This window comes from Arthrobacter sp. TJ-263 (assembly GCF_058269155.1).
Map to the genome: position 1 here is coordinate 1,159,849 of NZ_JBZCNE010000001.1, position 26,492 is coordinate 1,186,340.

The 26,492-nt window shown below is 70.6% G+C and carries 29 protein-coding genes; 14 read left to right on the forward strand and 15 right to left on the reverse strand.

What is annotated here, in order from left to right:
* Positions 1-2 precede the first annotated feature (2 nt).
* Together AC4D2F_RS05430 and AC4D2F_RS05435 are read left to right on the forward strand one after the other, a co-directional pair.
* Positions 3-872, forward strand: coding sequence for a DNA-methyltransferase (locus AC4D2F_RS05430; RefSeq protein ID WP_104165998.1), 870 nt, complete (start codon positions 3-5; stop codon positions 870-872).
* Positions 873-1,052: 180 nt separating this feature from the next.
* Positions 1,053-1,796, forward strand: coding sequence for a polysaccharide deacetylase family protein (locus tag AC4D2F_RS05435; protein WP_104166000.1), 744 nt, complete (start codon positions 1,053-1,055; stop codon positions 1,794-1,796).
* 39 nt (positions 1,797-1,835) lie between these two features.
* Here the strand turns inward: AC4D2F_RS05435 and AC4D2F_RS05440 are convergent, their stop codons facing one another.
* Positions 1,836-2,678 carry a PHP domain-containing protein gene (locus AC4D2F_RS05440; protein WP_490909775.1) on the reverse strand — a complete coding sequence of 281 codons (843 nt, stop codon included), beginning with the start codon at positions 2,676-2,678 and terminating at the stop codon, positions 1,836-1,838.
* Between the two features lie 109 nt (positions 2,679-2,787).
* Here AC4D2F_RS05440 and AC4D2F_RS05445 point away from each other — a divergent pair, with 109 nt between their 5' ends.
* Positions 2,788-4,431 carry an aminopeptidase P family protein gene (locus AC4D2F_RS05445; RefSeq protein ID WP_490909776.1) on the forward strand — a complete coding sequence of 548 codons (1,644 nt, stop codon included), beginning with the start codon at positions 2,788-2,790 and terminating at the stop codon, positions 4,429-4,431.
* Between the two features lie 95 nt (positions 4,432-4,526).
* Here AC4D2F_RS05445 and AC4D2F_RS05450 read toward each other — a convergent pair whose 3' ends face one another.
* On the reverse strand, positions 4,527-5,393 hold the full coding sequence (locus tag AC4D2F_RS05450; protein WP_490909777.1) for a general stress protein: 867 nt from the start codon (positions 5,391-5,393) through the stop codon (positions 4,527-4,529).
* Between the two features lie 156 nt (positions 5,394-5,549).
* Between AC4D2F_RS05450 and AC4D2F_RS05455 the strand changes: the two genes are divergently transcribed.
* Genes AC4D2F_RS05455 through AC4D2F_RS05465 form a run of 3 tightly spaced genes read left to right on the forward strand, consistent with a single transcriptional unit; the run spans position 5,550 to position 8,549 of the window.
* Complete coding sequence (locus tag AC4D2F_RS05455; protein WP_104166007.1) at positions 5,550-6,830, forward strand: magnesium transporter MgtE N-terminal domain-containing protein; 1,281 nt, start codon at positions 5,550-5,552, stop codon at positions 6,828-6,830.
* On the forward strand, positions 6,823-7,422 hold the full coding sequence (locus tag AC4D2F_RS05460; RefSeq protein WP_490909778.1) for a DUF1003 domain-containing protein: 600 nt from the start codon (positions 6,823-6,825) through the stop codon (positions 7,420-7,422). The genes AC4D2F_RS05455 and AC4D2F_RS05460 overlap by 8 nt, the downstream gene beginning before the upstream one ends.
* Complete coding sequence (locus AC4D2F_RS05465; RefSeq protein WP_258069741.1) at positions 7,419-8,549, forward strand: Mrp/NBP35 family ATP-binding protein; 1,131 nt, start codon at positions 7,419-7,421, stop codon at positions 8,547-8,549. The genes AC4D2F_RS05460 and AC4D2F_RS05465 overlap by 4 nt, the downstream gene beginning before the upstream one ends.
* Before the next feature lie 27 nt (positions 8,550-8,576).
* On the opposite strand, the gene AC4D2F_RS05470 is transcribed toward AC4D2F_RS05465, so the two are convergent.
* The 3 genes from AC4D2F_RS05470 to sigE are packed head-to-tail and all read right to left on the reverse strand — an operon-like array spanning position 8,577 to position 10,654.
* Positions 8,577-8,981, reverse strand: coding sequence for a twin-arginine translocase TatA/TatE family subunit (locus AC4D2F_RS05470; protein ID WP_490909779.1), 405 nt, complete (start codon positions 8,979-8,981; stop codon positions 8,577-8,579).
* A gap of 33 nt (positions 8,982-9,014) precedes the next feature.
* Positions 9,015-9,998: an anti-sigma factor family protein gene (locus tag AC4D2F_RS05475; protein WP_490909780.1), complete on the reverse strand. Its 984-nt coding sequence runs from the start codon at positions 9,996-9,998 to the stop codon at positions 9,015-9,017.
* 5 nt (positions 9,999-10,003) lie between these two features.
* Positions 10,004-10,654, reverse strand: a complete 651-nt coding sequence (sigE, locus tag AC4D2F_RS05480) for an RNA polymerase sigma factor SigE (protein WP_490909781.1) — start codon at positions 10,652-10,654, stop codon at positions 10,004-10,006.
* A 269-nt stretch (positions 10,655-10,923) separates the two neighbouring features.
* Here sigE and AC4D2F_RS05485 point away from each other — a divergent pair, with 269 nt between their 5' ends.
* A complete protein-coding gene (locus tag AC4D2F_RS05485; RefSeq protein WP_104166014.1) occupies positions 10,924-11,562 on the forward strand; it encodes an O-methyltransferase in 639 nt (212 codons plus the stop codon).
* Between the two features lie 17 nt (positions 11,563-11,579).
* Here the strand turns inward: AC4D2F_RS05485 and AC4D2F_RS05490 are convergent, their stop codons facing one another.
* The 5 genes from AC4D2F_RS05490 to AC4D2F_RS05510 form a co-directional block, all read right to left on the reverse strand.
* Positions 11,580-11,759, reverse strand: coding sequence for a DUF3117 domain-containing protein (locus AC4D2F_RS05490; protein WP_104166016.1), 180 nt, complete (start codon positions 11,757-11,759; stop codon positions 11,580-11,582).
* A gap of 163 nt (positions 11,760-11,922) precedes the next feature.
* Positions 11,923-13,146, reverse strand: coding sequence for a hypothetical protein (locus AC4D2F_RS05495; RefSeq protein ID WP_490909782.1), 1,224 nt, complete (start codon positions 13,144-13,146; stop codon positions 11,923-11,925).
* Complete coding sequence (locus tag AC4D2F_RS05500; RefSeq protein WP_490909783.1) at positions 13,143-13,796, reverse strand: DNA-3-methyladenine glycosylase I; 654 nt, start codon at positions 13,794-13,796, stop codon at positions 13,143-13,145. The genes AC4D2F_RS05495 and AC4D2F_RS05500 overlap by 4 nt, the downstream gene beginning before the upstream one ends.
* Positions 13,793-14,197, reverse strand: a complete 405-nt coding sequence (locus AC4D2F_RS05505; protein ID WP_104166020.1) for a DivIVA domain-containing protein — start codon at positions 14,195-14,197, stop codon at positions 13,793-13,795. Before AC4D2F_RS05505 ends, AC4D2F_RS05500 begins: the two co-directional genes overlap by 4 nt.
* 25 nt (positions 14,198-14,222) lie before the next feature.
* The gene (locus AC4D2F_RS05510) at positions 14,223-15,125 is read right to left on the reverse strand and encodes an LOG family protein (RefSeq protein ID WP_490909784.1); all 903 of its coding nucleotides are present in this window, start codon (positions 15,123-15,125) and stop codon (positions 14,223-14,225) included.
* A 139-nt stretch (positions 15,126-15,264) separates the two neighbouring features.
* Here AC4D2F_RS05510 and AC4D2F_RS05515 point away from each other — a divergent pair, with 139 nt between their 5' ends.
* The 4 genes from AC4D2F_RS05515 (at position 15,265) to AC4D2F_RS05530 (ending at position 18,564) form a co-directional block, all read left to right on the forward strand.
* On the forward strand, positions 15,265-16,041 hold the full coding sequence (locus AC4D2F_RS05515; protein ID WP_104166024.1) for an amino acid ABC transporter ATP-binding protein: 777 nt from the start codon (positions 15,265-15,267) through the stop codon (positions 16,039-16,041).
* A gap of 57 nt (positions 16,042-16,098) precedes the next feature.
* Complete coding sequence (locus AC4D2F_RS05520; protein ID WP_104166027.1) at positions 16,099-16,944, forward strand: glutamate ABC transporter substrate-binding protein; 846 nt, start codon at positions 16,099-16,101, stop codon at positions 16,942-16,944.
* A gap of 76 nt (positions 16,945-17,020) precedes the next feature.
* The gene (locus AC4D2F_RS05525) at positions 17,021-17,698 is read left to right on the forward strand and encodes an amino acid ABC transporter permease (protein WP_104166029.1); all 678 of its coding nucleotides are present in this window, start codon (positions 17,021-17,023) and stop codon (positions 17,696-17,698) included.
* A complete protein-coding gene (locus AC4D2F_RS05530) occupies positions 17,695-18,564 on the forward strand; it encodes an amino acid ABC transporter permease (RefSeq protein ID WP_490909785.1) in 870 nt (289 codons plus the stop codon). The genes AC4D2F_RS05525 and AC4D2F_RS05530 overlap by 4 nt, the downstream gene beginning before the upstream one ends.
* 85 nt (positions 18,565-18,649) lie before the next feature.
* Here AC4D2F_RS05530 and dapE read toward each other — a convergent pair whose 3' ends face one another.
* Complete coding sequence (gene dapE / locus AC4D2F_RS05535) at positions 18,650-19,741, reverse strand: succinyl-diaminopimelate desuccinylase (RefSeq protein ID WP_490909786.1); 1,092 nt, start codon at positions 19,739-19,741, stop codon at positions 18,650-18,652.
* 33 nt (positions 19,742-19,774) lie between these two features.
* Between dapE and dapD the strand changes: the two genes are divergently transcribed.
* Both dapD and AC4D2F_RS05545 read left to right on the forward strand, forming a co-directional pair.
* Positions 19,775-20,746, forward strand: a complete 972-nt coding sequence (gene dapD / locus AC4D2F_RS05540; RefSeq protein WP_490909787.1) for a 2,3,4,5-tetrahydropyridine-2,6-dicarboxylate N-succinyltransferase — start codon at positions 19,775-19,777, stop codon at positions 20,744-20,746.
* 3 nt (positions 20,747-20,749) lie between these two features.
* Positions 20,750-21,628 carry a hypothetical protein gene (locus AC4D2F_RS05545; protein ID WP_258069746.1) on the forward strand — a complete coding sequence of 293 codons (879 nt, stop codon included), beginning with the start codon at positions 20,750-20,752 and terminating at the stop codon, positions 21,626-21,628.
* Between the two features lie 25 nt (positions 21,629-21,653).
* Here the strand turns inward: AC4D2F_RS05545 and AC4D2F_RS05550 are convergent, their stop codons facing one another.
* Positions 21,654-22,268 (reverse strand): hypothetical protein, encoded by a 615-nt coding sequence (locus tag AC4D2F_RS05550; RefSeq protein ID WP_490909788.1) that lies wholly within the window; start codon positions 22,266-22,268, stop codon positions 21,654-21,656.
* 160 nt (positions 22,269-22,428) lie between these two features.
* On the opposite strand from AC4D2F_RS05550, the gene galE reads away from it, so the two are divergent.
* Positions 22,429-23,454: a UDP-glucose 4-epimerase GalE gene (gene galE / locus AC4D2F_RS05555; RefSeq protein WP_490909789.1), complete on the forward strand. Its 1,026-nt coding sequence runs from the start codon at positions 22,429-22,431 to the stop codon at positions 23,452-23,454.
* A gap of 78 nt (positions 23,455-23,532) precedes the next feature.
* Here galE and AC4D2F_RS05560 read toward each other — a convergent pair whose 3' ends face one another.
* The 3 genes from AC4D2F_RS05560 to fdxA all read right to left on the reverse strand — a co-directional run bounded on the left by AC4D2F_RS05560 (position 23,533) and on the right by fdxA (position 26,458).
* Positions 23,533-24,813 carry a citrate synthase gene (locus AC4D2F_RS05560; protein WP_490909790.1) on the reverse strand — a complete coding sequence of 427 codons (1,281 nt, stop codon included), beginning with the start codon at positions 24,811-24,813 and terminating at the stop codon, positions 23,533-23,535.
* A gap of 163 nt (positions 24,814-24,976) precedes the next feature.
* The gene (dapC, locus tag AC4D2F_RS05565; RefSeq protein WP_104166045.1) at positions 24,977-26,131 is read right to left on the reverse strand and encodes a succinyldiaminopimelate transaminase; all 1,155 of its coding nucleotides are present in this window, start codon (positions 26,129-26,131) and stop codon (positions 24,977-24,979) included.
* Positions 26,132-26,458 (reverse strand): ferredoxin, encoded by a 327-nt coding sequence (gene fdxA, locus AC4D2F_RS05570; RefSeq protein ID WP_043440973.1) that lies wholly within the window; start codon positions 26,456-26,458, stop codon positions 26,132-26,134.
* Positions 26,459-26,492 lie beyond the last annotated feature (34 nt).

Sequence of the window (26,492 nt, forward strand, 5' to 3'; positions counted from 1 at the left end):
CGGTGACCGAGCTTCCTGCGCCGTCCGCGGCTCCCCCGTGGAGCCCGGACGGCGCCAACCTCGTGGTGCACGCCGACAACGCGGAGTACCTGGCCCTGCTGCCGGACGCCGCCTTCACGATGATCTACGTGGATCCGCCGTTCAACACCGGACGGGTCCAGCGCCGCCAGCAGACCACCATGGTGCGCGCGGTCGGGGGTTCCGGAGACCGTGTGGGGTTCAAGGGCAAGTCCTACTCGACGGTCAAGGGAGCGCTCGCGAGCTACGACGACGCCTTCGAGGACTACTGGGACTTCCTGGCGCCACGCCTCGCCGAGGCCTGGCGGCTCCTCGCCGACGACGGCACGCTCTACGTGCACCTGGACTACCGCGAGGTGCACTACGCCAAGGTCATGCTGGACGCCCTGTTCGGGCGGGACTGCTTCCTGAACGAGATCATCTGGGCCTACGACTACGGCGCCCGGGCGAAACGCCGATGGCCCGCGAAACACGACAACATCCTCGTGTACGTGAAGAACCCGTCCGGCTACCACTTCGACAGCGCCGAGGTGGACCGCGAACCCTATATGGCACCGGGCCTGGTGACGGCGGAGAAGGCGGCCCTCGGCAAACTGCCGACCGACGTCTGGTGGCACACCATCGTGTCCCCCACGGGTCGGGAGAAAACGGGCTACCCCACCCAGAAACCGGAGGGCCTGCTGCGCCGCGCCGTGGCGGCGAGCAGCCGCGAGGGCGACTGGGTGCTCGACTTCTTCGCGGGGTCCGGGACGCTCGGCGCCGTCGCGGGGAAGCTGGGCCGCCGCTTCGTCTGCGTGGACAGCAACCCACAGGCCATCGAGGTCATGCGGACCCGTCTGGCGGCCTGGACCTGACGTCGCCGCGGGCCGGCGATCCCCGGACTGTCGCCTGCATCGGAGCGTACCGGCCGGAGGGAAACGCGTACTACGCCCCGCCAGCCCTTCGCGCGCGAGTGTTTACAGTGCCCCCCGGCAGTCGTAGTGTGCTCATCGAGCAAGGCTGGACCCAAGCGTCGAGAACGGGAGCTGAGCACTATGAAGAAGAACAAGGTCGCCGTCACCGCCCTGGCCACCGCGAGCCTGGTCCTCGCACTGCTGGGCGGAAGCCCCATGTCGCCCGCACAGGCCGCCGACAAACCCCTGATCGGCCTGACCTTCGACGACGGGCCCTCGCCCGAGCGCACCGCGTTCGTCCTCGACGTCCTCAAGCAGAAGAACGTCAAGGCGACGTTCTTCGTCCAGGGCTCCAACGTTGAGCGCTACCCCGATCTCGTCCGCCGAATCAAGGCCGAGGGGCACGTGATCGGCAACCACTCGTGGGACCACCCCGATTTCCCCAGCATCAGTGCGACGAGGCAGAAGCAGCAGATCGACCGGACCAATGCCGCCATCAGGACCGTCACGGGTGAGGCGCCCAAGCTCATGCGCTTCCCGTACGGCAACAGCACCTCCTCCGCCACGGGCTACCTCAGGACCATCGGGATGAGCGGCGGGGTCCTCTGGCGCTGGAACGTCGGCAATCCAGGCGATTTCGAATGCCCCGGTGCGGCCGGCGTCCAGAAGTTCGTGATGGCGGAGGCTGCGCCGGGCGCGATGATCCTGCTCCACGACGCCGAGGACGTCCTATCCTGCCCCGCGTCCCAGTGGACCTACCTGGCCAGGACCATCGACGCACTGCGGGCCAAGGGGTACGAGTTCGGCGTGGTCGCTCCCTCGTCCAGTGCCAACCCGGTCAATCAGGGCTCGCCAGCCGTCGTGGTCGCGCCTGCCGCGAGGTGATCCCACTGACGATCGACAGCCTTCGGCGCCGCCCCGGTCCTAGCCGACCGCCGCGCCCGTGGCGAGGGCCCGGATGGCGTCGAAGGTCTCCTGCGCGGTGACGTTCTCGCCCAGCAGGTTCGGCTTGCCGCGCCCGTGGTAGTCGCTCGAGCCCGTCATGAGCAGTCCGCGGTTCCGCGCGATCCGCCGCAGCTTCACGCGGGCGCTCTCGGGGTTGTCCCGGTGTTCCACCTCGAGGCCCAGCAGACCCGCGTCGATCATCTCGTCGAGGACGGCTCCGCCCGCCACGGCGCCTCGGGTGAAGGCCGACGGGTGGGCGAAGACGGGGACCCCGCCGGCGTCGCGGATGAGCGCGACGGCGTGCGCGGGATGCGGTGCGTAGTGGCTGACCCAGTAGGGTGAGCGCGCGGTCAGGATGGTCTCGAAGGCCTCGGATCGCGTGGCCACGATGCCGAGCGTGATCAGCGCATCGGCGATGTGCGGGCGCCCCACGGTGGCACCCTCCGTCACGTGCTGCTCCACGAGCTCCCAGGTGATCGGGAAGTCCTCCCCCATCAGTTCGACCATGCGGCGTGCACGCGTCAGGCGGGCCGTCCGCGACTTCTCGATCTCGGTGAGCAGACCGGGATGCAGCGGGTCGTGCAGATAGGAGAGCACGTGCACGCTGATGCCCGTGTCCGTCTGGCAGGACACCTCCATGCCGGGGATGAAGGCGATGCCGAGGGTGGTGGCTGCGGCCCGGGCCCGGTCCCAGCCGGCCGTCGAGTCGTGGTCGGTGAGGGCGACGGCGTCCAGCCCCGCGGCTGCCGCGGACCGGATGAGGACGTCGGGGTCCTCGGTGCCGTCCGAGACGTTGGAATGCGTGTGCAGATCGATTCTCACCGGATCCAATCTACGCGTACCCGGCGCGAGGCCTCGCCAGGACGCCTGCGACCGTCCCGGCTGCCTCGCGCCCGGATGCGCCGCTCACCGGGATGATCCTCCCCGCCACATGCCCGTCCTCGCTCCGGGGCCAGACTTTCCCGCGGTACGGCCTCGGTGGGAGGATGACGGGGTGAGCTCTGACGACACCGCACCCGCATCCCTGAATCCCACTAACTCCCCCGAGGGCCAGGCCCTCTCGGACCGGAACGACAACCGCTCCCAGCGGCCCGACTCCGAGGCCTTCAAGGCCTTCATGGCGGGCAACTGGGCACCGGCCTCCGGGGAACTCCCCGCCGCGTCGCCCGTCGCCCCGCACGCCGCACGCCGCCGGCGGGCCATCTCCGACCGCTTTCCCGGCGAGCGCATCGTGGTCCCCGCGGGCCCCTTCAAGGTGCGCTCGAACGACACCGACTACCGCTACCGCCCCCATTCCGGCTTCGCCCACCTGACCGGCCTCGGCCTCGACCACGAGCCCGACGCCGTGCTCGTCCTCGAGCCCGTGGAGCAGGGCACCGGCGACGACGGCGGCAACCACACCGCAACGCTGTACTTCCGCGAACCCGCCGGACGCGACAGCGACGAGTTCTATGCGAACGCCCGCTACGGCGAGTTCTGGATCGGCCAGCGCCTGTCCATGGCCCAGATCGAGGCCCAGCTCGCGCTGAGGACCGCCGATCTCGCCGGGCTCGAGGTCGCCATCACGAAGGACGCCGGCGTGGTCGAGATCGGCGGCGTCGGCATCCGCCTGCTCCGCGAGGTCGACTTCAACGCCGATGCCCTCGTCGACACCTCGCGGATCAACACCGGGGTGGACCTCGAGAAGGCCGATGCCCTCGACGCCGTGCTCGCCGAGGTGCTGTCCGAGCTGCGGCTCGTCAAGGACGCCTGGGAGATCGAGCAGATGGAGGCGGCCGTCGCCGCGACGGTCGAGGGCTTCCACGAGGTGGTCCGGACCCTCCCGCGCGCCATCACGCACCCACGCGGGGAGCGGGTCGTCGAAGGCGCGTTCTTCACCCGTGCCCGCGAGGAGGGCAACGACCTCGGGTACGACACCATCGCCGCCTCCGGCAACAACGCCACCACGCTGCACTGGATCCGCAACACGGGTCATGTCCGTGCCGGGGATCTGATCCTGCTGGACGCCGGAGTCGAGGCCGAGAGCCTCTACACCGCCGACATCACCCGCACCCTGCCGGTGAACGGACGGTACACCGAGGTGCAGCGCCGGATCTACCAGGCGGTGCTCGACGCCGCCGACGCCGGTTTCGCGGCGGCCCGGCCCGGCCGGAAGTTCCGCGAGATCCACCACGCCGCGGTCACCGTGCTCGCCGAGAACCTGGATGCCTGGGGACTCCTGCCCGTCTCCCTCGAGGAGGCGCTGGCACCCGAGGGCCAGCACCACCGGCGGTGGATGCCGCACGGGACCAGCCACCACCTCGGCATGGACGTCCACGACTGCGCCCAGGCCAAACGCGAGCTCTACCTCGACGGGGTCCTCACCGAAGGCATGGTGTTCACCATCGAACCGGGCCTCTACTTCAAGGCCGAGGATCTCGCGGTCCCCGAGGAGTACCGCGGGATCGGCGTACGCATCGAGGACGACATCCTCATGACGGCCGAGGGCCCGGTCAACCTCAGCGCGGCCCTCCCCCGCACGCCCGGGGACGTCGAGGACTGGATGGGTGGCATCTGGGGCAGCACCGGCGAGTAGCCCGACCGGCGCAACCAAGGAACGAAGGCAGGGACCCCGGTCGGGTCCCTGCCTTCGTGCGTCGGGCGCCGTCGTCGTCCGACGCCGCCCGGGCTCTAGCGCTGCCCGCCTGCCGCGGTCGAGCCGTGCCCGCCGCCGTCGGCACGCGGTCCGGGTCCGGTGCGGGTGCTGTCGCCGGGGCCCGCCGCGGGCGTCCCGTCCCCCTGGCCGTCCACGCGTTCGCCGTACTGCGGCCGTCCGTCCGGGAGGTCGGGGAACTGTCCCCGCCGGGGACCCGTGGTGCCGAGGCCTGCGGTCTGGCCCTCGTCCGGCCCGGGCTGCTCCGGCTGGGTCTCCTGCTGCGGCTGCGGCTGCTGCTGACCCGCGTAGGGGTCGTTCCACGAGGCGGGGCGCTGCGGCGGCTGGCCCGGCTGCCGGCCCGGTGCCTGCCCCCAGGCGGAGGGGTTGGCGCCCGGATGCTGCGCCTGGCCGTTCATGGGCAGCTGCTGCAGGAGCCTGCGGGCCTCCGCGGCGAGCTCCGGTTCGACGATCACGTCGTAGCTCGTCGCCACGACCTGACTGGTCGAGGTGAAATCGCGCTTGCCCCGCTGGAACGCGTAGGTGATGACACCGAAGAGCAGCCAGAAGATGGCGCCGAGGACGATCGACGAGGTGATGGTGACCCCCGACTCGCTCCCCGCGAACAGGCTGAGGATGAGTCCCACGAACAGGCCGAACCATGCGCCGGTCGCCGCACTGCCGAGCGCCACCCGAGGGTAGCTGAGGCGCCCCGTGACCCGTTCCACGGTCTTCAGGTCGTTGCCGATGATGGCCACCCGCTGAACCGCGAACTTGTTGTCGGCGAGGTAGTCGACGGCCTTCTGGGCATCCAGGTAGCTGGTGTACCGGCCGATCGGCTCGCCCGTGGGCAGTACCCGGCCGAGGTCGCGGGCGGCGGTGGTTCCAAGTGGTGGTGTGGACATGCTCTCCATTCTTGCCTACCGCTCCGGCTGATGGGAGGCACTTCGCCCGGAGAGAACTGCCGGTCCGCTGGACGTGTCCTGACCGGTGGCTGGACGGGTGTCGCCCCGACCAACTCTGATGCCGTCCTGACGTGCCGCGCCCGATAGCCTAGGGAGGTGACTACCAACTCGACCCGCGTCTTCGTGGCCCGACTCCTGGGCCTCGACGTCTTCGACCCGCTCGGTGACCGCCTCGGTCGCCTGCGGGACGCCGTCGTGCTGGACCGCGGCCCCACCAAACCGCCGCAGGTCATCGGCCTCGTCGTCGAGGTGCCCGGCAAGAAGCGCGTCTTCGTGCCCATGACCCGCATCACCTCCATGGACCCGTCCCAGATCATCTGCACCGGCCTCGTCAACCTGCGCCGCTTCGAGCAGCGCGGCGCCGAGATGCTCATGGTCGCCGAACTCTTCGACCGCCGCCTGACCCTGCGTGACGGCAGCGGGAACGCCGTCGTCGAGGACGTCGCGATGGAGCGCAACAGGACCGGCGACTGGCACGTGTCGCAGCTCTTCGTGCGCCGCGGCGGCTCGTCGCCCCTGCGCGGGCTGCGCCGCGGCGGGGAACGCCTCATCATCGACTGGCTCGACGCCTTCCACGGCACCACGGACGAACCGCAGGGAGCCACCCAGTTCGTCGCCCAGCATGACGACCTCAAGGCCGCCGACTTCGCGGACGCCCTGCACGAGATGAACGACAAGCGGCGCATCGAGGTGGCCGGCGAACTGCAGGACGACCGGCTCGCCGACGTGCTGCAGGAACTGCCCGATCACGACCAGGTCCAGATCCTGACGTCCCTGACGCGCGAGCGAGCGGCCGACGTCCTCGAGGAGATGGACCCCGACGACGCCGCGGACCTCCTCAACGAGCTCCCCGAGGCGCAGAAGGAGGAGCTCCTCCAACTCATGGAGCCCGACGACGCCGAGGACGTGCGCCGCCTGCTCGAGTACGAGGAGGACACCGCAGGGTCCCTCATGACCACCGTGCCGGTGATCCTGCCGCCGGAGGCGACCGTCGCGGAGGCACTCGCCCACGTGCGGCGTGAGGAACTGACCCCCGCGCTGGCGTCCTCGATCTTCGTCTGCCGCCCACCCCTGGAGACGCCGACCGGCCGCTACCTCGGCGTCGTGCACATCCAGCAGCTGCTGCGCTACCCACCGCCGGAGCCCCTCGGCAACATCATCGACACCGACCTCGAGGCGATCGGCGACCAGTCGAACGTCAGCGAGGTGTCGCGCATCCTCGCGACCTACAATCTGAATTCGCTGCCCGTCGTCAACACGGAGGGCCGACTCGTCGGCGCCGTGACCGTCGACGACGTGCTGGACCACCTGCTGCCCGACGACTGGCGGGCACAGGACGATGCACCCGTACAGAAGCGAGGCGACCGCCGTGGTTGAGAAGATCAGGTCGAGCTCACGTGGACTGGACACGCCCCGGGTGGTCCGGAAGCGCTTCCTCCTGAGGCCGCGGCCCAACCCGGACCGCTTCGGCAGCGCGACGGAGAACTTCGCCCGCTTCATGGGCACGCCCCAGTTCCTGCTGTACATGACGGTGTTCTGCATCATCTGGCTCGTCTGGAACACTTTCGCGCCGGCGGACTTCCGCTTCGACAGCGCGGCGCTCGGGTTCACCGCGCTCACCCTGATGCTGTCCCTCCAGGCCTCCTACGCGGCTCCCCTGCTGCTGCTCGCCCAGAACCGGCAGGACGACCGCGACAGGGTCTCGCTGCGGCAGGACCGCCAGCGCGCCGAACGGAACCTGTCGGACACCGAGTACCTGACGCGGGAGATCGCCGAGCTGCGCATCGCACTGCGCGAGGTCGCCACCCGCGACTACGTGCGCTCCGAGCTCCGGTCCATCCTGGAGGAGCTGCTCGAGACGACGGACGGGCAGGAACTCACGCTGCAGAAGCGGAAACCGCGCAAGCCGTCCGAGAACACCGTCGCCCTGCCGAAGGTCCCGGCCGCCGGGAGGAAACAGTCCCGGTGAGCCGCGACCTGCCCACCGAGGAGGCCGTGCGCTCGGCCCTGGACACGGTCATCGATCCCGAGCTGCGCCGTCCCATCACCGAGCTCGGCATGCTCGAGTCCGTGGAGATCGTCGGGCGGACGGTGCGGATCCGCGTCCTGCTGACCATCGCGGGCTGCCCGCTGCGCGACACCATCGTGCATGATGCCGAGGCGGCCCTCTCCGCCGTCGACGGCGTGGACGGCACCGAGGTGGACCTCGGGGTCATGACCCAGCAGCAGCGCGACGCCCTGAAGGAGCAGCTGAAGGGCGCGGGCGGGCGCCGCGGCATCCCCTTCAACGATCCCGAATCGCTGACCCGGGTCTACGCGGTGGCGAGCGGCAAGGGCGGCGTCGGCAAGTCGAGCGTCACGGTCAACCTCGCCGTCGCCATGGCCGCGCAGGGTCTCCGCGTGGGCATCGTGGACGCCGACGTCTACGGTTTCTCCGTCCCCGCCCTCATGGGCATCACGCAGCAGCCCACACGGGTGGACGAACTCATCCTGCCGCCGGTCGCCCACGGCGTGAAGGTGATCTCGATCGGCATGTTCGTCGAGGGCAACCAGCCCATCTCCTGGCGCGGCCCCATGCTGCACCGCGCCCTCGAGCAGTTCCTCACGGACGTCTACTTCGGGGACCTCGACGCGCTGTTCCTGGACCTCCCCCCGGGCACCGGCGACATCGCCATCTCCGTCGCCCAGCTGCTCCCGGCCTCCGAGCTGCTGGTGGTCACCACGCCGCAGAGCGCTGCCGCGGACGTCGCCGAGCGGGCCGGTGCCATGGCCGCGCAGACCGGGCAGGGCGTCGCCGGGGTCATCGAGAACATGTCCTGGCTCGAACTCCCCGACGGCACCCGGCTGGAGCTGTTCGGGGCCGGCGGCGGCAGCGCGGTCGCAGCGCGGTTGTCGACGACGCTCGGCTCCCAGATCCCGCTGCTCGGCAGCATCCCGCTGGACGTGGCCCTCCGGGAGGGCGGCGACGCCGGCATGCCGCTCGTCCTGCAGGGAGGCGGTTCGGCGGCGGGCGCGGAACTGGAGTCCATCGCCGGCGCCCTCGCACGGCGGCCCCGCGGGCTGGCGGGACTGAAACTGCCGGTCAGCGTCCGCTGAGGGCTCCGACGCACCGCGGGAACGGTCCTAGGTCGCCTCGAGGTCGTACGGCGCGGCCTGGCCCGCGGGCAGCCGGGGGCCCACCGGCACGGGGAGGGCGGGGCGCGCGGCGCCCGGTGTGGCGGCCGCTGGAACGGTTCTGGGGGCGCCCTGACTGACGGGCTTGAAGGCGTCCTCGACGTCGTCGAGCAGCGCTTCCTTGATGATGCGCCGGGGATCGTACTGGCGCGGATCGAGCTTCCGCCAGTCCACCTCGTCGAGTTCGGGGCCCACTTCCTCGCGGAGCTGCTCCCGTGCCCCGGTCGCCATGCGCCGGAGCCCCTTCACGAGCCGGGCGAGCTGGGCAGCGTACTCCGGAAGCCGCTCCGGGCCGAGCACCATGACGGCGATCAGCGCCAGGACCACGAGTTCGAGACCGTTGATTCCCAACACGTGAAAAGACTACCTTCCCGTTCCGCACCGGACCTATCCGGCGTCGTCCTGCGGGTGGGTGATCATCGACAGGCCCCGGATGATGCGCCCCACCATCGAGTCCTCCCGCCCCTGCGGAGCGAGGGAGAGCTGGGCGTGCTCCGTCGTGACGAGCTGGCTGAGTGTCTGCGGCATGGAGGCCGGTGGGAGGTCCGAGACCACGGTGTAGGTGACCGATGGCGAATCGAGGACCGCCTGCCAGGGCGCCCCGGCTCGGACCCAGACGTCCTGGGCCGCACCGCCGACGTGCTCGAAACCGTCCGAGACCACGCTGTTGCCGGTGACGGCGTTGCGGGGAGCCGCGGAGGCCCTCCGGTCCATGCCCGCGCCGCCGACCTTCCGCTGCTCGTACACGGTCACCGTGTCGCCGTCGTTCTCGAGGACGAGTTCGAGCGTCGGCCTGCCGCCCACGGTGATGCCCTCCGCACTCTGCAGCGTGAAGCCGAGCGCCTCGAGTTCCGGGCAGTACCAGCCGCCGGCCCGCAGCGTCTCGAGCTGGTCCGTGTCGAGGAAGGTCGGTGTCCGGGGGGCGACCGCCTCCCAGCCCGACCGCACCGCCGCCGCCCCGGTCATCGAGCCCCCTGCCACGGGCCTGGCTTCCGAGCCCACCACGTAGGCGGAGGCGAGGATGGCGGCGGCGACGACGGCGGAGCCGCCGGCCACGGCGAGGACCGTCGGGCGGAGGCGACGGGGTTCGGCGCGCTCGTGGTGGTCGCCGACGAAGGCCGTACTCGAGCGGGCAGGGAGTCCGCGGGGCTCCGGAGCGCCATCGGGCCCTGAAGAGAGCAGCCGGCGCTGGAAGTCCGGATGCGGCTGCGGACGGCTGAGGCCCAGCAGCGTGCTCTTCAGGTCGCGGATCCGCACGAGGGCAGCCGCACAGGACGGGCAGCGGGCGACATGCCGTTCCACGGCGATGCGCCGTCGATCCGACAGCTCACCGTCCACGAGGTCCTGGAGGGAGCGATGGGGATGGAGCATGACTTTCAGCCCAGGCCCGCGATCCGCGGGACACCCAGGGCGGAACCACTCCTGCCGGCCGTACGGGGGTCGCGGTGCGCGAGCTTCTCCCGCAGCATGGTCCGGCCCCGGTGGATGCGCGAGCGCACGGTGCCGAGCTTGACCCCGAGCACCCGGCCCACCTCGTCGTACGCGAGCCCTTCGAGATCGCAGAGCACCACGGCGGCGCGGAAGTCGGGCGGGAGTTCCTCCAGGGCGGCCTGGACGTCGATGTCGAGGTTGTTGAACTCGAAGCTGCGCTCGGGGCCGGGGTGCTTGCTGGGCAGGCGGCTCTCCGCCTCCTCCGTCAGCCCGTCGAACCGGATGCGGGTCTTGCGGCGCGCCTGGTCGAGGAAGAGGTTCGTGGTGATGCGGTGCAGCCAGCCGTCGAGGGTTCCGGGCTTGAAGTTCGCGAGCGAGCGGAAGACCCTGACGAAGACCTCCTGCGTGAGGTCCTCGGCGTCGAACCTGTTGCCGGTGAGCCGGTAGGCCAGCCGGTAGACCTTGGGCGAGTAGGTGGTGACGACCTCCTCCCACGACGGCGCCACCCAGGGGTTGCCGTGCTCATCGAGGATCGGCGCATCCGCGGCAGGGAGTTCCTCCCCGGTCGCCTGGGCCGCCTTCGCACTGGACATCATGTTCCCCTCTTCGCCTCGACTTCCGGACCTGATCCGCCCGTCGCCGTGGGGCGCGGACGGTGGTGACAGGGATTCGAGACTGTGCTCGCGCCGGATGTCCCGAGCGAAAAGTCTTTCCCACCAAGCTGGGAACTCGCTGGCAGGTGCGCGGGCGTACGCCCGCGCCCGTCCCCGCATGGAAGTGCGCCCGCGCCGCACAGTAGTGTTGGGGCGGGGCTCCGGCCTGCCGACGGCCCCCGAAATCTCCCGCGCTCACAGAATGGATGTCCATGGCCGCCGACAAACACAGCAGCTGGTCCTACACCGAAGGACTCCCCGAGGAGGACGACACCCTGCTCAGGGCGCGCGATAGGTCCCACGAACTCGGGGTCAGCCCTGTGACACCGGCCGTCGGGGCGGCCCTGACCGTGCTCGCGGCGGCGTCCAAGGCGACGACGGCGGTCGAGGTCGGCGCCGGCGCGGGCGTCTCCGGTGTCTGCCTGCTGCGGGGCCTGGGCCGGAACGCGGTCCTGACGACCATCGACTCCGACGTGGACCACCTCCGTGCCGCGCGGGAGGCGTACGCGGAGGCGGGCATCCCGTCCAACCGGACGCGGACCATCTCCGGGCGCGCCGCGGACGTGCTCCCCCGCCTCACCGATGCGGCCTACGACCTGGTCTTCATCGACGCCGACAAGCCGGGACTCCCCGTGTACGTCGAACAGGCCACGCGCCTGCTGAAGGACGGCGGCATCATGATCGTCAACGACGCTCTGGACCAGGACCGGGTGGCGGAGCCGGCCGTCCGCGAGCAGTCCACCAACACCCTGCGTCAGGTCGGCCGGATGGTCCGCGAGAACGACGCCCTCGTGTCCGCGCTCCTGCCCACCGGCAGCGGGCTCCTCCTGGCGGTCAAGCAGCGCGCCTGACGGCTCGGCGTCGGGACCTAGCGCGCGAGCTGGTTCGTGACGCCGAGCAGGCAATCCTTGAGACGGCCCGCCTCCTCGGCATTGAGTTCGACGACGAGGCGTCCGCCGCCGTCGATCGGCACCCGCATGATGAGGCTGCGCCCCTCCTTGGTGACTTCCATCGGTCCATCGCCGGTACGCGGTTTCATGGCAGCCATGGGGGTGTCCCTTTCAACAGGGCGCAACCGCGATCAGCGGCAGCGCGTCAGTAAACAGTGCTCCACCGCAGCGACCTGTACAGGGCCCCGATGTGCACGTCATCACCTTTATTATTCAGCACAAGTCCTGCACCTGCTAATTCGGGTGCGGCGTGGATCACAATCATGGTGGATAATCCCCGTCCGGGCCGGTCGGGGTCCAGGCCCACAGCCGGTCCACCCACAGGAACTGCAGGACCACGCAGACCGGCAGGAGCACCCAGAGCAGGCGCCCCCCGCGCGGGGTCGCGACCGCGAGTGCCAGGGGGAACAGGGGCAGCAGGATGCGCCAGGTGCTGGACTGCGGGTCCCAGAACGCCGCGAGGTAGAGCAGGTAGGCGGCGCACCAGGCGCCGGGCACGAGGCCGATCGAGCGCACCGACGGTGCGAGGAACATGCCGGCCAGCCCGAGCACGAGGCCGAGGACCACCAGCGCCCCCGCCGCGGGGCCGACGACGGCGGCCGGCGCGTGGAACCAGGGCAGGAACGGCACGAGGGCCTCGCCCCGCCAGGCCGTCTCCGTTGCGACGTAGGCGGCGCGTTCCCCGGTCGCGGCCCAGGCGATGAGCGGCCAGGCGACCGCCGCGACGGAGGAGACCACGCCGAGCAGGAACAGCGGGACGAGGCGTCCGGCCGCCTCGTGGCGGTCGCCCGGATCACCGCCGCGGCGCGCAGTCCACAGCGCGTGGAGGAAGAGGATGCCGATCGCGATCGCGAAGGGCACCCCGGCGGGGCGGGCCAGGCCCATGAGCACGACGACGGGCATGGCTGCGACGTACCGGCCGATGGAGACGAGGTACAGCGCGGTGGCCAGCAGCAGCAGGTGCAGCGACTCGGCGTACGGCACCTGCAGGACGGCCGCGACGGGTGCGAAGGACACGACGGCGACCCCTGCGAGCGCTGTCCGGTGTTCCGATCGCAACCGGAACAGGCGGTAGACCACGAGCGACGCCGCCGCCGCCGCGGCCACCGACACCACCGGGGCGAGGGCCCCCCACCCCAGGCCGGTGGCCGCGGCCAGGCCGCGCACGAGCCCCGGGTACAGGGGGTAGAACGCCCACTGGTTGTGGCTCACCACGCCGAGTGCGTCCCTTGGCAGTTCGGACGGGTAGCCCTCCGTGAAGATCCGCTCGTACCAGCCGCTGTCCCAGAAGCTGATGAAGGCGCCGTAGCCGGGAGCGGGGCCGGACCACGGGCTGGGACCCTGGCGTGCCGCGGCGAGCAGGAGGATCGCGGTGGACACGAGACGACCGGCGGCGAAAACGGCCAGGACCTGCAGGGCCCAGTGGACCCGTGGACGGACCGGCCGTGCGGTGGAGCCGGTCGCGGCGGTCCCCGTCCGGTTCACGCGGTGCCGTCGTCGGACGAGGTCCTGACGGTCACGCCGGTGCCCGCGGGCTGCCCCGCCTCCACGGTCCCTCCCGCGGAGGCGCGGACCCAGCAGTCCTGGAGGTGGTCGTCGACGTACCCCGTGGCCTGCAGCATGGCGTACGCCGTCGTCGGGCCCACGAAGCGGAACCCGAGGCCGCGGAGGTCCCGGGCCAGCGCCGTGCTGTCCGCGGTGACCGCCGGCACATCGGCGAGGGTGGCGGGGGCAGGGCCCGCCTCAGGGCGGTGACGCTCGAGGACCGAGCCGAGGGTGGTGCCCTCCGGGAGTGCGAGGAGGGCCCGGGCGTTGGCGATCGTCGCGTCGATCTTCTGCCGGTTCCGGACGATGCCGGCGTCGGCCATGAGCCGCTCGACGTCGTGCTCGTCGAACAGCGCCACCGCTTCCGGGACGAAGCCCGCGAACGCCCGGCGGAACGCCTCCCGCTTGCGCAGGATGGTGATCCAGCTCAGGCCGGACTGGAAGGCCTCGAGGCTCAGCCGCTCGAAGAGTCCCGTCTCGTCCCGGACGGGGCGGCCCCATTCGAGGTCGTGGTACTGCTCGTACTCGGTGCTGGAGACCGCCCAGCCGCACCGCGGCCGGCCGTCCGAGCCGGGGACCGCGCCGCTCATCGCCGGACGTCCTGCGCCGCGAGCCGCGAGCGCAGCTCACCGATGACGGCGTCCCGCTCGGCGAGGGCGGCGGCGAGCCGGTCGAGGACCTCGTCCACCTGGTCCATGCGGTAGCCGCGGAGCCCGAGGCCGAACCGCACGGCGTCGACATCCGGCGCGGAGGGGTGCTCCGGCAACAGCACGGGGGGCAGGCTCGCCACCGGCTCGACGAGGCCGAGGCCGTCCGGCCGGGACGGCCCACCCCTCCCGCTGTCGTCCGCGGGCCGTCCGCCGGCCTGGCGGGAGCCCGCCCCGAGGGCCACGCCCGGGCGCCGGAGCAGTGCCGGGAGCCGGGGCCCTGCGGCGAGGACGGCGGTCCCTCCCACGAGCAGGACGGCGAGGATCACCAGGAAGATAGTCACACCGCTATGGTGCCAGAATCGCCTGTCAGCGGTGTCCGGATGCGGCACTCGGGGCCTGCCGGTGCCCCGACGAGGCCGCCACGATCCGCACGGCCTCCTCCGCCGTGTCCACGAGCTGCACCAGCGAGAGATCGTTCTCCGAGATGGTGCCCTCGGCGAGCAGCGTGCCCTCGATCCAGTCGAGGAGCGGGCGCCAGTAGTCGACGCCGATGAGCACGATCGGGAAGGAGGTGACCTTTCGGGTCTGCACGAGGGTCATCGCCTCGAACAGCTCGTCGAGGGTCCCGAAGCCGCCCGGCAGCACGATGAACCCGTTGGCGTACTTGACGAACATCGTCTTCCGGGCGAAGAAGTACCGGAAGTTGATCCCCAGGTCCACCCACTCGTTCATGCCCTGCTCGAAGGGCAGTTCGATGCCGAGACCCACGGAGACCCCGCCCGCCTCGCAGGCGCCCTTGTTCGCGGCCTCCATGGCGCCGGGGCCTCCCCCGGTGATGACGGCGTACCCGGCTGCCACGAGGCGCCGGCCCACCTCCTCGCCGATGGCATAGAAGGACGAGTCCTGCGGCGTGCGGGCCGACCCGAACACGCTGATGGCCGGGCCGAGGTCGGCCAGCGTGCCGAACCCCTCGACGAATTCGCTCTGGATACGCAGCACCCGCCACGGATCCGTCCGGGTGAATCCTCCGCCGGGATCGGCGTCCAGCAGCATGCTGTCGGACTGCGGAGCCGCCGCCTGGCCGCGCCGGAGTTCCACCGGACCCTTGTGCCGCGTCGCCCGGACCGGTGCGGGCCCCCCGTTCGCGCGGGCGCGGGACGTGCCGTTCGCGGCCTGCACGGGGCCGTCGGGTACTGCCTGCACGGCGCCGTCGTCAGCGGTGGAAGGTCCGGTGCGATCACCGGCCGAAGGATCCTGGGAGTGAGACATTGTCCTAGGCTAACCAATGACCCGGGTTCTCAGGAGATGGACAGGCCACTGGACAGGGCACTGATTGCACTTGAATCACAATCGCCCCCATCGCACCCCGGTGTATTGCTGACAAGGAATAGTTCGCTACATTTCTCCCATGACCAGTGAACCGCAACCGACTACGCCCGCGTCCTCGGGAAGCCCCCTCGTCTCGCTCAGGAACGTGAACAAGCATTTCGGGGATCTCCACGTCCTGCGCGACATCAACCTCGAGGTCGGGCGCGGCGAGGTCGTCGTCGTGATCGGGCCCTCCGGGTCGGGGAAGTCGACCCTGTGCCGCGCCATCAACCGCCTCGAGACCATCGACGACGGCGAGATCGCGATCGACGGCAAGGTCCTTCCCGCGGAGGGCAAGGCCCTCGCGAAGCTGCGCGCCGACGTCGGCATGGTGTTCCAGTCCTTCAACCTCTTCGCGCACAAGTCGATCCTCGAGAACGTGACCCTGGGCCCGATCAAGGTCAGGGGCATGAAGGGCGGCGAGGCCAAGGAGCTCGCGATGTCGCTGCTGAAGCGCGTCGGCGTCGACAACCAGGCGCAGAAGCTCCCCGCCCAGCTGTCCGGCGGCCAGCAGCAGCGGGTCGCCATCGCACGCGCCCTCGCCATGAAGCCCAAGGTGATGCTGTTCGACGAGCCGACCTCGGCGCTCGACCCGGAGATGATCAACGAGGTCCTCGACGCCATGGTCGCGCTCGCCAAGGAGGGCATGACCATGATCGTCGTGACGCACGAGATGGGCTTCGCCCGCCGTGCCGCGGACCGCGTGATCTTCATGGCCGACGGGCAGATCATGGAGGAGGCCACACCCGAGGAGTTCTTCACCAATCCGCAGAGCGACCGCGCCAAGGACTTCCTCGGCAAGATCCTCTCGCACTGACCCCCGCATCACCAGAACCCACGAGGGCCTCCCGAGGCCGCGACGCAAGGAGAACCAATGCGAAAGACCCGATATGCAGCAGCCGCAGTGGCTGCCGTAGCAGCACTCACGCTGTCCGCCTGTGGTGGCGGCGACAGCCCCGAGAGTGAAGGCGGCGGCGGCGGCGAGGGCGGCGGCGAGACCCTCCGCATCGGCATCAAGTTCGACCAGCCGGGCCTCGGCTACGACGAGGGCGGGTCCTACTCCGGCTTCGACGTCGACGTCGCGAAGTACGTGGCGGCCGAGCTCGGGGTGTCCGAGGAGAACATCGAGTTCGTCGAGGCGCCGTCCGCGAACCGCGAGAACCTGCTGGCCAACGAGCAGGTGGACATGATCTTCGCGACCTACTCGATCACCGACACCCGCAAGGAGACCGTGGACTTCGCGGGACCGTACTTCGTCGCCGGCCAGGACCTCCTCGTCCCGACGGACAGCGACATCACCGGCCCCGAGGACCTCGAGGGCAAGAACCTCTGCTCGGTCACGGGCTCGACGTCGGCCCAGAAGATCAAGGACCAGTACCCGGGCGTGCAGCTCGTCGAGCAGCCCGGCTACGCCGAGTGCGTCACGGCCATGGGCGGCGGCCAGATCGACGCCGTCACCACCGACGACATCATCCTCGCCGGCCTCGCCGCGCAGGAAGCCAACGCGGGCAAGTTCAAGGTCGTCGGCAACACCTTCTCCGAGGAGAACTACGGGGTCGGCCTGCCCAAGGGCAGCGACCGCTGCGGGGACATCAACTCGGCGATCACCAAGATGATCGGTGACGGGTCGTGGGAGGAAGCGATCACCAGCAACACCGAGGGTGCCGACTACACCTACAACGCGGAGCTGAACCCGCCCACGCCGGAGCCCTGCGCCTAGCATCACCCCTATTGGCGGGGTGGTCCGCCCGGACCGCCCCGCCAATGCCATGTCCCCACCAGGAAAGAGGTGAACCGTGGAGGACTACCTGTCGCTGTTCGAGACCTACGACGTGCTCGCCGCGTTCTGGGTCAACATCCAACTGTCGTTCTGGGCCGCCATCTGCGCGCTCATCATCGGCACGGTGCTGGCCCTGTTCCGCATCTCCCCCATCCCGAGCCTGCAGTGGTTCGGTGCAGCGTACGTCAACATCTTCCGCAACACGCCGCTGACCATCATCCTGGCCTTCGGCTTCCTCGGGCTGTTCTCCGTCATGCAGATCAGCCTGGCGGCCGACCTGAATGCCAGCCTGTTCCGCATCGCCATCGTGGGCCTGTCCGTGTACCACGCGGCCTTCGTGTGCGAAGCGATCCGCAGCGGCGTCAACACCGTCCCGCTCGGACAGGCCGAGGCTGCACGGGCCATCGGCCTGAGCTTCCTGCCGGCGGCGCGCCTCATCATCCTCCCCCAGGCCTTCCGCGGCGCCATCGCACCCCTGGGGAACGTGCTCATCGCCCTCATCAAGAATTCGACGGTCGCCGCTGCGGGTTCGGTGGCCACCGAGGCCTCGAGCCTCATGAAGACCATGATCGAGTTCCGCTCCGACCTCGTGATCCCGATCTTCCTCACCTTCGCCCTCGGTTTCGTGATCCTGGTGATCCCGATCGGACTGCTGACCACCTGGGCCTCACGGAAACTGGCGGTGGCACGATGAGCGCGCAGCAGGTCCTCTTCGACGCGCCAGGTCCGCGCGCACGCCGGAACATCCTGATCGGCAACATCGTCGGAGTGCTGATCGTCCTCGGCATCCTCGCCTGGATCATCGCGACGCTGGGCGAGAAGGGACAGCTCGAGGCGAGCATGTGGACGCCCTTCCTCGAGGCGAGGACCTGGGAGTTCTTCATCCTCCCGGGGCTCGCCAACACGCTGAAGGCTGCCGCGATCGCCATCGTCACCTCGGTGGTGTTCGGCCTGATCTTCGGCGTCGGCCGGCTCTCGCACCTGACGCCCGCCCGGTGGGTCGCCGGCGTCGTCGTCGAGTTCCTGCGTGCCGTCCCCGTGCTGCTCATGATGATCTTCTTCTGGCTGGCGCTCGGCAGCTCGGGTGCCGTGCCGCCCCAGGACGCACCGTTCATCGCGGTGGTCGTCGCCCTCACGCTCTACAACGGCTCCGTGATCGCGGAACTGGTCCGGTCCGGGGTCCAGGGCCTGCCCACGGGCCAGCGCGAGGCCGGCATGGCCATCGGTCTCACGGCCAGCCAGTCGCTGCGCAGCATCGAGGTGCCGCAGGCCCTCATCGCCATGCTGCCGGCCCTGATCAGCCAGTTCGTGGTGATCCTCAAGGACTCGGCGCTGGGCTTCATCATCACCTACCCCGAGCTCCTGCAGTACATGCGCCGGCTCGGCGTGGGCGAGGGCAACATCATCCCGTCGCTGATGGTCGCCGCCGCGATCTTCATCATCATCAACTTCGGGTTGTCCACCCTCGCGACGCGACTCTCCGTCCTCCTGAGCTTCAGGACCAAGGGACGCAAGCCCGCCGCGGAGGAAGCCATCGCCATGGATCCCGCCTCCACCTGAGCCGTTCCTGCACCCTCGACGGCGAAGGACCCGGCGGACAGGCCGGGTCCTTCGTCGTTCAGGCGGTGCGCTGCGGCGACGCCGGTCAGGACAGCCAGGTCACCAGGGCGCCCAGGCACGCGCGGATCGCGTCGGTGTGCACGTGCTCGTCGTCCGTGTGCGCGAGGAGCGCGTCGCCCGGACCGAAGTTGACGGCCGGCACCCCGAGGGCGCTGAAGCGCGCGACGTCGGTCCAGCCGTACTTGGGCTTCGGGTCCGCGCCCACGGCTGTGACGAACGCGGCCGCCGCGGGGTGCTGCAGCCCCGGGCGCGCTCCGGCGGCCGCATCGGTCCGCTCGACGTCGAACCCCTCGAGCAGCGTCCTGACGTACTCCTCGGCCTGCTCCGGCGTCTTGTCAGGGGCGAAGCGGTAGTTCACCTCGATCACCGTGCTGTCCGGGATGACGTTGCCGGCGGTGCCGCCGGTGATCGTCACCGCGTTGAGGCTCTCCCGGTAGTCCAGGCCGTCCACGTGGACGGTGGCCGGCGTGTGATCCCGGAGGCGGACGAGGACCTCGGCGGCGCCGTGGATCGCGTTGACGCCCCGCCAGGCACGCGCCGAGTGCGCGGCCTTGCCGGCGATCCGGACGTCGAACCGCGCGGTGCCGTTGCAGCCGCCCTCCACGGTGCCGTCCGTCGGTTCCAGGAGCACCGCGAAGTCCGCCGTCAGCCACTCGGGGTAGGACGCCGCGACCCGGCCGAGACCGCTGAGGGAGGCCTCGACCTCCTCGTGGTCGTAGAAGATGAACGTGATGTCGCGCGAGGGCTCCGTGAGGGCCGCTGCGAGCGCGAGCTGCACGGCGACGCCGCCCTTCATGTCGGTGGCTCCGCGCCCGTACAGGACGTCGCCGTCCCACGCCGACGGCACGGTGCCCCGCGAGCCGGGGACGGTCGGAAGGGGCACCGTGTCGATGTGCCCGGCCAGGATGACCCGCTCTGATCGTCCGAGGCCGGTCCGCGCCATGACGCAGTCGCCGTCGCGCACCACCTCCAGGTGGTCCAGCCGCCGCAGGGCCTGCTCGATGGCGTCCGCGATGCCCGCCTCGTTGCCGGAGACGCTCTCCAGGTCGAGGAGGCGCGCTGTCAGGTGGGCCACGTCGGAGCTCAGGTCGAGTGTCGTGGAGGGGGTGGGCATCATGCTGCAACACTATCGCTCGGTAGACTTGCGCCCATGACTCCTCCCACGCCCAGCTCGTCCATGTCCGCTCCCGGCCGGCCGGCCGGCGGCCTCGGCCTCGCCACCGTCGCCTCCGACGGCACCGTCCTGGACACCTGGTACCCCGCCCCCTGGATCGGCGAGCCCACGATCGACGCCGCGGCCGGCCTGCGGGACACGCTCGAGGCCCTCGCGGAGTCCGGCGTCGACAACGCGCGGCGTGTCACGCAGCGGGTCGTCGACCTGGTCGTGGACCTCGACGACGCCCCCGCGGGGACGGAGGACGCCTACCTGAGGCTCCACCTCCTGTCCCACCGGCTCGTCCGGCCGAACACCATCTCCCTCGACGGCATCTTCGGCCTGCTGGCGACCGTCGTGTGGACCAACCACGGGCCGGCTCCCGTGGACGGCTTCGAGACGGTGCGGGCCGCGCTGCGCGCCAGGGGCCCGGTGGCCGTCCACGGCGTCGACAAGTTCCCGCGCATGGTCGACTACGTGGTCCCGGCGGGCGTCCGGATCGCCGACGCCGACCGCGTCCGTCTCGGCGCCCACCTCGCCGACGGCACCACCGTGATGCACGAGGGCTTCGTGAACTTCAATGCCGGCACCCTCGGCCACTCCATGGTCGAGGGGCGCATCTCGGCGGGCGTCGTCGTCGGGAACGGTTCGGACATCGGCGGTGGGGCGTCGATCATGGGGACGCTCTCCGGCGGAGGGAAGGAACGCATCACCATCGGCGAGCGGTGCCTGCTGGGCGCCGAGTCCGGCGTCGGGATCTCCCTCGGCGACGACTGCGTCGTCGAGGCCGGGCTCTACCTCACGGCGGGCACGAAGGTGACGCTGCAGGACGGGTCGCTGGTCAAGGCCACGACGCTCTCCGGGGAGGCCGGGATCCTCTTCCTGCGCAATTCCGCCACGGGCGCCGTCGAAGCCCGTCCCCGGAGCGGCGAGGGCATCGCCCTCAACCCCGCCCTGCACGCGAACTAGCGCATGTCCCCGCGGCCCCCGTCGGCTGCCGTCCGACGACGGCGGCGACAGCTCCGTACCGGCGCCATGCTCACCGGGCTCGCCGTCGTCGTGGTGGGCGGTACCGCCGTCGCCGTACGCCAGCTGGACGAGAGCGAGGTCCTGGTGCAGGAGCGGTGCAGCGCGACGGTGGGGGCGGACACCTTCGAGCTCACCCCGGAGCAGGCCGGCAACGCCGCCCTCATCGCAGGCGTCGCCGTGAACCGGGCGCTGCCGGCCCGTGCGGCGTCGATCGCCATCGCGACGGCGATCCAGGAGTCCCGGCTGGAGAACATCGACTACGGGGACGACGCCGGACCGGACTCCCGCGGGCTGTTCCAGCAGCGTCCCTCGCAGGGCTGGGGGACGGAGGAGCAGGTCATGACGCCCCTCTACGCCGCGGGGGCCTTCTACGACGCCCTGGTGAGGATCCCGGGGTACGAGAGCCTGCCGGTCACCGAGGCCGCGCAGACGGTCCAGCGCTCCGCCTACCCGACGGCGTACGCCGACCACGAGCCGGAGGGCCGGGCGTTCGCCTCCGCGCTGACGGGCCACTCCCCCGCCGCCCTGGACTGCACCCTCCGCGAGCCCTCCGCCGACGGCGACCCGCTCGCCGTCTCGATCGCGGCCGAGGAGGTCTTCGGTCCGCTCGGCGGGACGGCGGACGGGACCCGCCTCACGCTGGACGCCGCGGACGTCAGGGGCTGGGCCGTCGCGCAGTGGGCGGTGGCGAACGCGTCCGCCCTGCAGATCACCTCGGTCGCGTTCTCCGGCCTCGAATGGGTCCGCGCGGACGGCGGCTGGTCGTCGACGACGACCGAGACCGGGGCGGTGACCATCACCGTCGCGGGGGCCACACCCTGAGGCACGGCGCATGGCGGCCAGGGGCTCAGGCGAGCACCCTGATGATCGGCTCCACGTAGCTGCGGAAGGACCGCTCGTCGTCGAACAGGTCCTGGCTCATCAGGAGCTTGTCCGGCTCCACCCACCAGGCCCGTTCACCGCCGAGGGGCAGTTCGATGACCTCGAGCATGAAGGGGCGGGCCGGCCGCTCCAGCTCGAGTTCCCGTTCCTGGATCATCCGGCCGAGCAGGCGGTCCATGCTGTCCACCCCCCTGGACCCCACGCGAAGGGCGTACTCGGCGCACCGTTCCGCCGCCCACGCCATCGCGGTGCCGAAGTGCGCGCGCAGGAGGGCCTTCAGCCCCGCCATGCCGTCCAGCGCCTCGAACGATGGCGGCAGCGGCAGGACCGCGTCCCCGACGCGGTGGGCGAGCAGGCTGTGCCACCACGCCTCCCACTCCACGCGCAGCGTCGCCCGTCCGCCCACGGGCCCGGTCAGGCGCCGTGTCTCGACCCTGCGTACCGCCGGGAGCAGGGGCGGCAGCGCCGGCAGGCCCGTGCCCTGCAGCCCCGCGCAGTCCCTGAGGTACAGCGCCACGAGCAGCACCTCCGAGGTGTCCACCGTGAAGTATGCGCTGTAGCCGGATTCGGCGTGCGACATGGGCCTCCTTCGGAGCCGGTCGGGTTCACGTCTACAGTAATCCCAGGATCCCGACGGCTCCAGAGGCATGGGCGGCATCGGCCACGGCGGCCCGCCGCCGTCCGGGGGCCGGGCCGGTCGCATCACGTCCCACCCGCGCGGATGCACCTAGGATGAAAGCGTGAAAATACTCGTTACCGGTGGCAGCGGCTACATCGGCTCGCACACCGTCCTGACCCTGCTCGACCACGGCCACGACGTCGTCGTCGTCGACAACCTGCTGAACTCCACCGAGACCTCGCTCGAACGGGTCGCCGCCCTCACCGGCCGCACGCCGACCTTCCACCGGGCCGACCTCCTCGACGAACCCCGGCTGCGCGCCATCTTCGCCGAGGAGGAGGTCGACGCCGTCATCCACTTCGCGGGCCTGAAAGCCGTCGGCGAGTCCGTGGAGAAGCCGCTGTACTACTACCACAACAATGTCGGCGGCACCCTGAACCTGCTGCGGGCCATGGACGACGCCGGCGTACGGACCCTGGTCTTCAGTTCGTCGGCCACCGTCTACGGCGCCTCCGAGGAGGTGCCCCTGACCGAGAAGCTTCCCCTCGACGCGGTGAACCCCTACGGGCGCACGAAGGAGCAGATCGAGGACATCCTGACGGACCTCGGTGCCGCGGACCCCCGCTGGAACATCGCGCTGCTGCGGTACTTCAACCCCGTGGGCGCACACTCCTCGGGCACCATCGGCGAGGACCCCACGGGCATCCCCAACAACCTCCTGCCGTTCGTGGCGCAGGTGGCGGTGGGCCGCCGCGAGAAGGTCCTGGTCTTCGGCAACGACTACCCCACGCCGGACGGCACCGGGGTCCGCGACTACATCCACGTCGTGGACCTGGCCGAGGGCCACCTCGCCGCCCTGGACTACCTCGTGGCCCGCGGCGGCGTGCACACCTGGAACCTCGGGACGGGGAACGGCTCCTCCGTCCTCGAGGTCCTCCGGGCCTTCTCCGCCGCGGTGGGCCGCGACATCCCCTATGAGTTCGCTCCCCGCCGGCCGGGCGACGCCGCGGTCAGCTACGCCGACCCGTCGTCCGCCCTCGCGGACCTCGGCTGGTCCGCGACCCGCACCCTCGCGGAGATGTGCGAGGACCACTGGCGCTGGCAGAAGAACAACCCGCAGGGCTACGCGACCGCCGGCGGGAACTGACCCGCCCGGCACGGAACGACGGCGGCCGCCCACCTCCTGGAGGTGGGCGGCCGCCGTTCGTCCGGGTGGGAGCCGGGGTCAGTTCGCGGGGTAGTGGCGCTCGCCCTCACCCGTGTACAGCTGGCGCGGACGGCCGATCTTCGTCTGCGGGTCCTGCATCATCTCGCGCCACTGGGCGATCCAGCCCGGGAGGCGCCCGATGGCGAACAGGACGGTGAACATCTTCTCCGGGAAGCCCATGGCCTTATAGATCAGACCCGTGTAGAAGTCCACGTTCGGGTACAGCTTCCGCTCGATGAAGTAGTCGTCCGCGAGGGCCTTCTCCTCGAGCCGCATGGCGATGTCGAGCAGTTCGTCGTTGCCGCCCAGCTTGCTGAGGATGTCGTGGGCCGTGGCCTTGACGATCTTCGCGCGGGGGTCGTAGTTCTTGTAGACGCGGTGCCCGAAGCCCATGAGCTTGACGCCGTCTTCCTTCTTCTTGACCTTCTCCATGAAGTCCTCGGGCTGCATGCCCTGGGCCTTGATGTCGCGGAGCATGTTCAGCACGGCCTCGTTGGCGCCGCCGTGCAGCGGGCCGAAGAGCGCGTTGATCCCCGCGGAGACGGACGCGAACATGTTCGCGTTGGAGCTGCCCACGAGGCGGACGGTCGACGTCGAGCAGTTCTGCTCGTGGTCGGCGTGGAGGATGAGCAGGAGGTCCAGCGCCTTGACCATCAGCGGGTCGAGGTCGTACGGCTCGGCGGGCAGGCCGAAGGAGAGCCGCAGGAAGTTCTCCACCAGGTTCATGGAGTTGTCCGGGTACAGCATGGGCTGGCCGATGGACTTCTTGTGCGCGTAGGCCGCGATGACCGGCAGCTTCGCCATGAGGCGGAAGGTGGAGAGCTCCACCTGCTCGTCGTCGAACGGGTCGAGCGAGTCCTGGTAGAACGTGGAGAGCGCGGAGACGGCCGAGGACAGCACGGGCATCGGGTGCGCATCCCGGGGGAAGCCGCCGAAGAAGCCCTTCAGCTCCTCGTGCAGGAGCGTGTGCCGGCGGATGCGGCCGTCGAAGGCGGTCAGCTCCTCGGGCGTCGGCAGGTTCCCGTAGATCAGGAGGTAGGAGACCTCGAGGAAGCTGGAGTTCTTCGCGAGCTCCTCGATCGGGTACCCGCGGTACCGCAGGATCCCCGCATCGCCGTCGATGTAGGTGATGGCCGAGGTGGTAGCCGCGGTGTTCATGAAGCCAGGGTCGAAGGTGACCTGGCCCGTCTGCTTCAGCAGCTTCGACACGTCGTAGCCGTGGTTGCCCTCGGCTGCGCGTACCAGCGGCAGGCTGAGTTCGCCGTCGCCGTAGTGCAGTGAGGCATTCTGCTCGGTCATTGATTCTCCTTCAGGAGCTGGAGCGCGGTCATCGCCACAAATCATCGCTTCGCACGAGGGCCCCCGGGCTCAGCACATTCACGCCAAACGCTACCGTCAGCGGGCCCCCGATCGCTAATCCTGCTGCCCTCCGGAAGTCGACGGCACGGACGACCACCGCGTCTCAGCGCGGAGCGTCCGCGAGACGCGTCACCGCGGCCCGGATCCGCTCGTCGCTCCCCGTGAGGGCCATCCTGATGAAGCCGTGCCCGGCCTCGCCGTAGAACGTTCCCGGGCCCGCGAGGATCCCGAGTCCGGCCAGCCTGTCGATGGTGTCCCAAGTGGGGCTTCCGTTCGACGCCCAGAGGTACAGTCCGGCCGCCGAGCCGCTGATCGTGAAGCCGGCGGCCTCGAGGGCCGGGACGAGCAGGGCACGACGACGACGGTACAGGTCCTTCTGCGCGGCCACGTGGGCGTCGTCCCCCAGTGCCACCCGCATGGCCTCCTGCACGGGGTACGGCACGATCATCCCCGCGTGCTTGCGGGAGTTGACGAGGTTCGCGACGATCACCGGGTCCCCGGCCGTGAACGCGGCCCGGTAGCCGGCGAGGTTGGACTGCTTGCTCAGCGAGTAGACGGCCAGCAGGTTCTCGTGGGATCCGCCGCACACCCGGGGGTCGAGCACGCTGGGCACGGGCTCGCCGCCCTCCGCGGGGTCCCAGCGGCCCCAGCCCAGCTCGCCGTAGCATTCGTCGGACGCCACGACCGCGCCGAGCGCACGGGCGTCGTCGACGACGGTCCGCAGGCCCTCGACGTCGAGCACCTCCCCCGTCGGATTGCCGGGCGAATTGATCCACACCAGGCGGACGCGGGCCCGCACGTCCCCGGGAAGGTCGGCGAGGGAGTCGGCAGCGACCGGCGTCGCCCCCGCGAGGTGGGCACCGACGTCGTACGTGGGGTAGGCGACGGAGGGCCGGACGACGACGTCGCCCTCGCCCAGTCCCAGCAGCAGGGGCAGCCACGCGACGAGCTCCTTGGAGCCGACGGTCGGCAGGATGTCCGCGGGGTCGAGCCCCGGCACTCCCCTGCGCCGTGCGAACCAGGCGCTGATCGCCTCACGGAGTGCCGCCGTGCCGTGGGTGGTGGGGTAGCCGTGCGCATCGGCGGCGGCGGCGAGTGCCGCCCGGATCAGGTCCGGCGTCGGGTCCACCGGGGTGCCGATGGACAGATCCACCAGGCCCCCGGGATGGCGGGAGGCGGTCTTCCGGTAGGGCACCAGCGCGTCCCACGGGTAGTCGGGCAGGTGCAGGCCGAACGGCTTCGGCTCCCCGGCCGCCACCTATGCGGGCTGGTTCTGGGGCGGCAGGACGGCGATGATGGGGTGGTCGAAGCCCGTGTTGCCGACCTTCGCCGCGCCGCCGGGCGAGCCGAGGTCGTCGAAGAACTCGACGTTGGCCTTGTAGTACTCGGCCCACTGCTCGGGGGTGTCGTCCTCGTAGTAGATCGCCTCGACCGGGCACACGGGCTCGCACGCGCCGCAGTCCACGCACTCGTCGGGGTGGATGTAGAGCGACCGCTCGCCCTCATAGATGCAGTCGACAGGGCACTCCTCGATACAGGCCTTGTCCTTGACATCCACGCATGGCTGCGCGATTACGTAGGTCACTTCCCACGCCTTTCCTGGTGACTGGGGTCGGGCT

Excerpts from the sequence above, each read along its gene's own strand:
- AC4D2F_RS05485 (WP_104166014.1), top strand. The coding sequence starts at position 10,924 with ATGGCCGCCGACAAACACAGCAGCTGGTCCTACACCGAAGGACTCCCC.
- AC4D2F_RS05510 (WP_490909784.1), bottom strand. The coding sequence starts at position 15,125 with ATGTCTCACTCCCAGGATCCTTCGGCCGGTGATCGCACCGGACCTTCC.
- sigE (WP_490909781.1), bottom strand. The coding sequence starts at position 10,654 with ATGATGTCCAGTGCGAAGGCGGCCCAGGCGACCGGGGAGGAACTCCCT.
- dapD (WP_490909787.1), top strand. The coding sequence starts at position 19,775 with ATGACTCCTCCCACGCCCAGCTCGTCCATGTCCGCTCCCGGCCGGCCG.
- AC4D2F_RS05545 (WP_258069746.1), top strand. The coding sequence starts at position 20,750 with ATGTCCCCGCGGCCCCCGTCGGCTGCCGTCCGACGACGGCGGCGACAG.
- AC4D2F_RS05550 (WP_490909788.1), bottom strand. The coding sequence starts at position 22,268 with ATGTCGCACGCCGAATCCGGCTACAGCGCATACTTCACGGTGGACACC.
- dapE (WP_490909786.1), bottom strand. The coding sequence starts at position 19,741 with ATGATGCCCACCCCCTCCACGACACTCGACCTGAGCTCCGACGTGGCC.
- AC4D2F_RS05445 (WP_490909776.1), top strand. The coding sequence starts at position 2,788 with ATGCCCGTCCTCGCTCCGGGGCCAGACTTTCCCGCGGTACGGCCTCGG.
- AC4D2F_RS05435 (WP_104166000.1), top strand. The coding sequence starts at position 1,053 with ATGAAGAAGAACAAGGTCGCCGTCACCGCCCTGGCCACCGCGAGCCTG.
- AC4D2F_RS05515 (WP_104166024.1), top strand. The coding sequence starts at position 15,265 with ATGACCAGTGAACCGCAACCGACTACGCCCGCGTCCTCGGGAAGCCCC.
- AC4D2F_RS05475 (WP_490909780.1), bottom strand. The coding sequence starts at position 9,998 with ATGCTCCATCCCCATCGCTCCCTCCAGGACCTCGTGGACGGTGAGCTG.
- AC4D2F_RS05500 (WP_490909783.1), bottom strand. The coding sequence starts at position 13,796 with ATGAGCGGCGCGGTCCCCGGCTCGGACGGCCGGCCGCGGTGCGGCTGG.
- AC4D2F_RS05520 (WP_104166027.1), top strand. The coding sequence starts at position 16,099 with ATGCGAAAGACCCGATATGCAGCAGCCGCAGTGGCTGCCGTAGCAGCA.
- AC4D2F_RS05530 (WP_490909785.1), top strand. The coding sequence starts at position 17,695 with ATGAGCGCGCAGCAGGTCCTCTTCGACGCGCCAGGTCCGCGCGCACGC.
- AC4D2F_RS05490 (WP_104166016.1), bottom strand. The coding sequence starts at position 11,759 with ATGGCTGCCATGAAACCGCGTACCGGCGATGGACCGATGGAAGTCACC.
- AC4D2F_RS05560 (WP_490909790.1), bottom strand. The coding sequence starts at position 24,813 with ATGACCGAGCAGAATGCCTCACTGCACTACGGCGACGGCGAACTCAGC.
- AC4D2F_RS05450 (WP_490909777.1), bottom strand. The coding sequence starts at position 5,393 with ATGTCCACACCACCACTTGGAACCACCGCCGCCCGCGACCTCGGCCGG.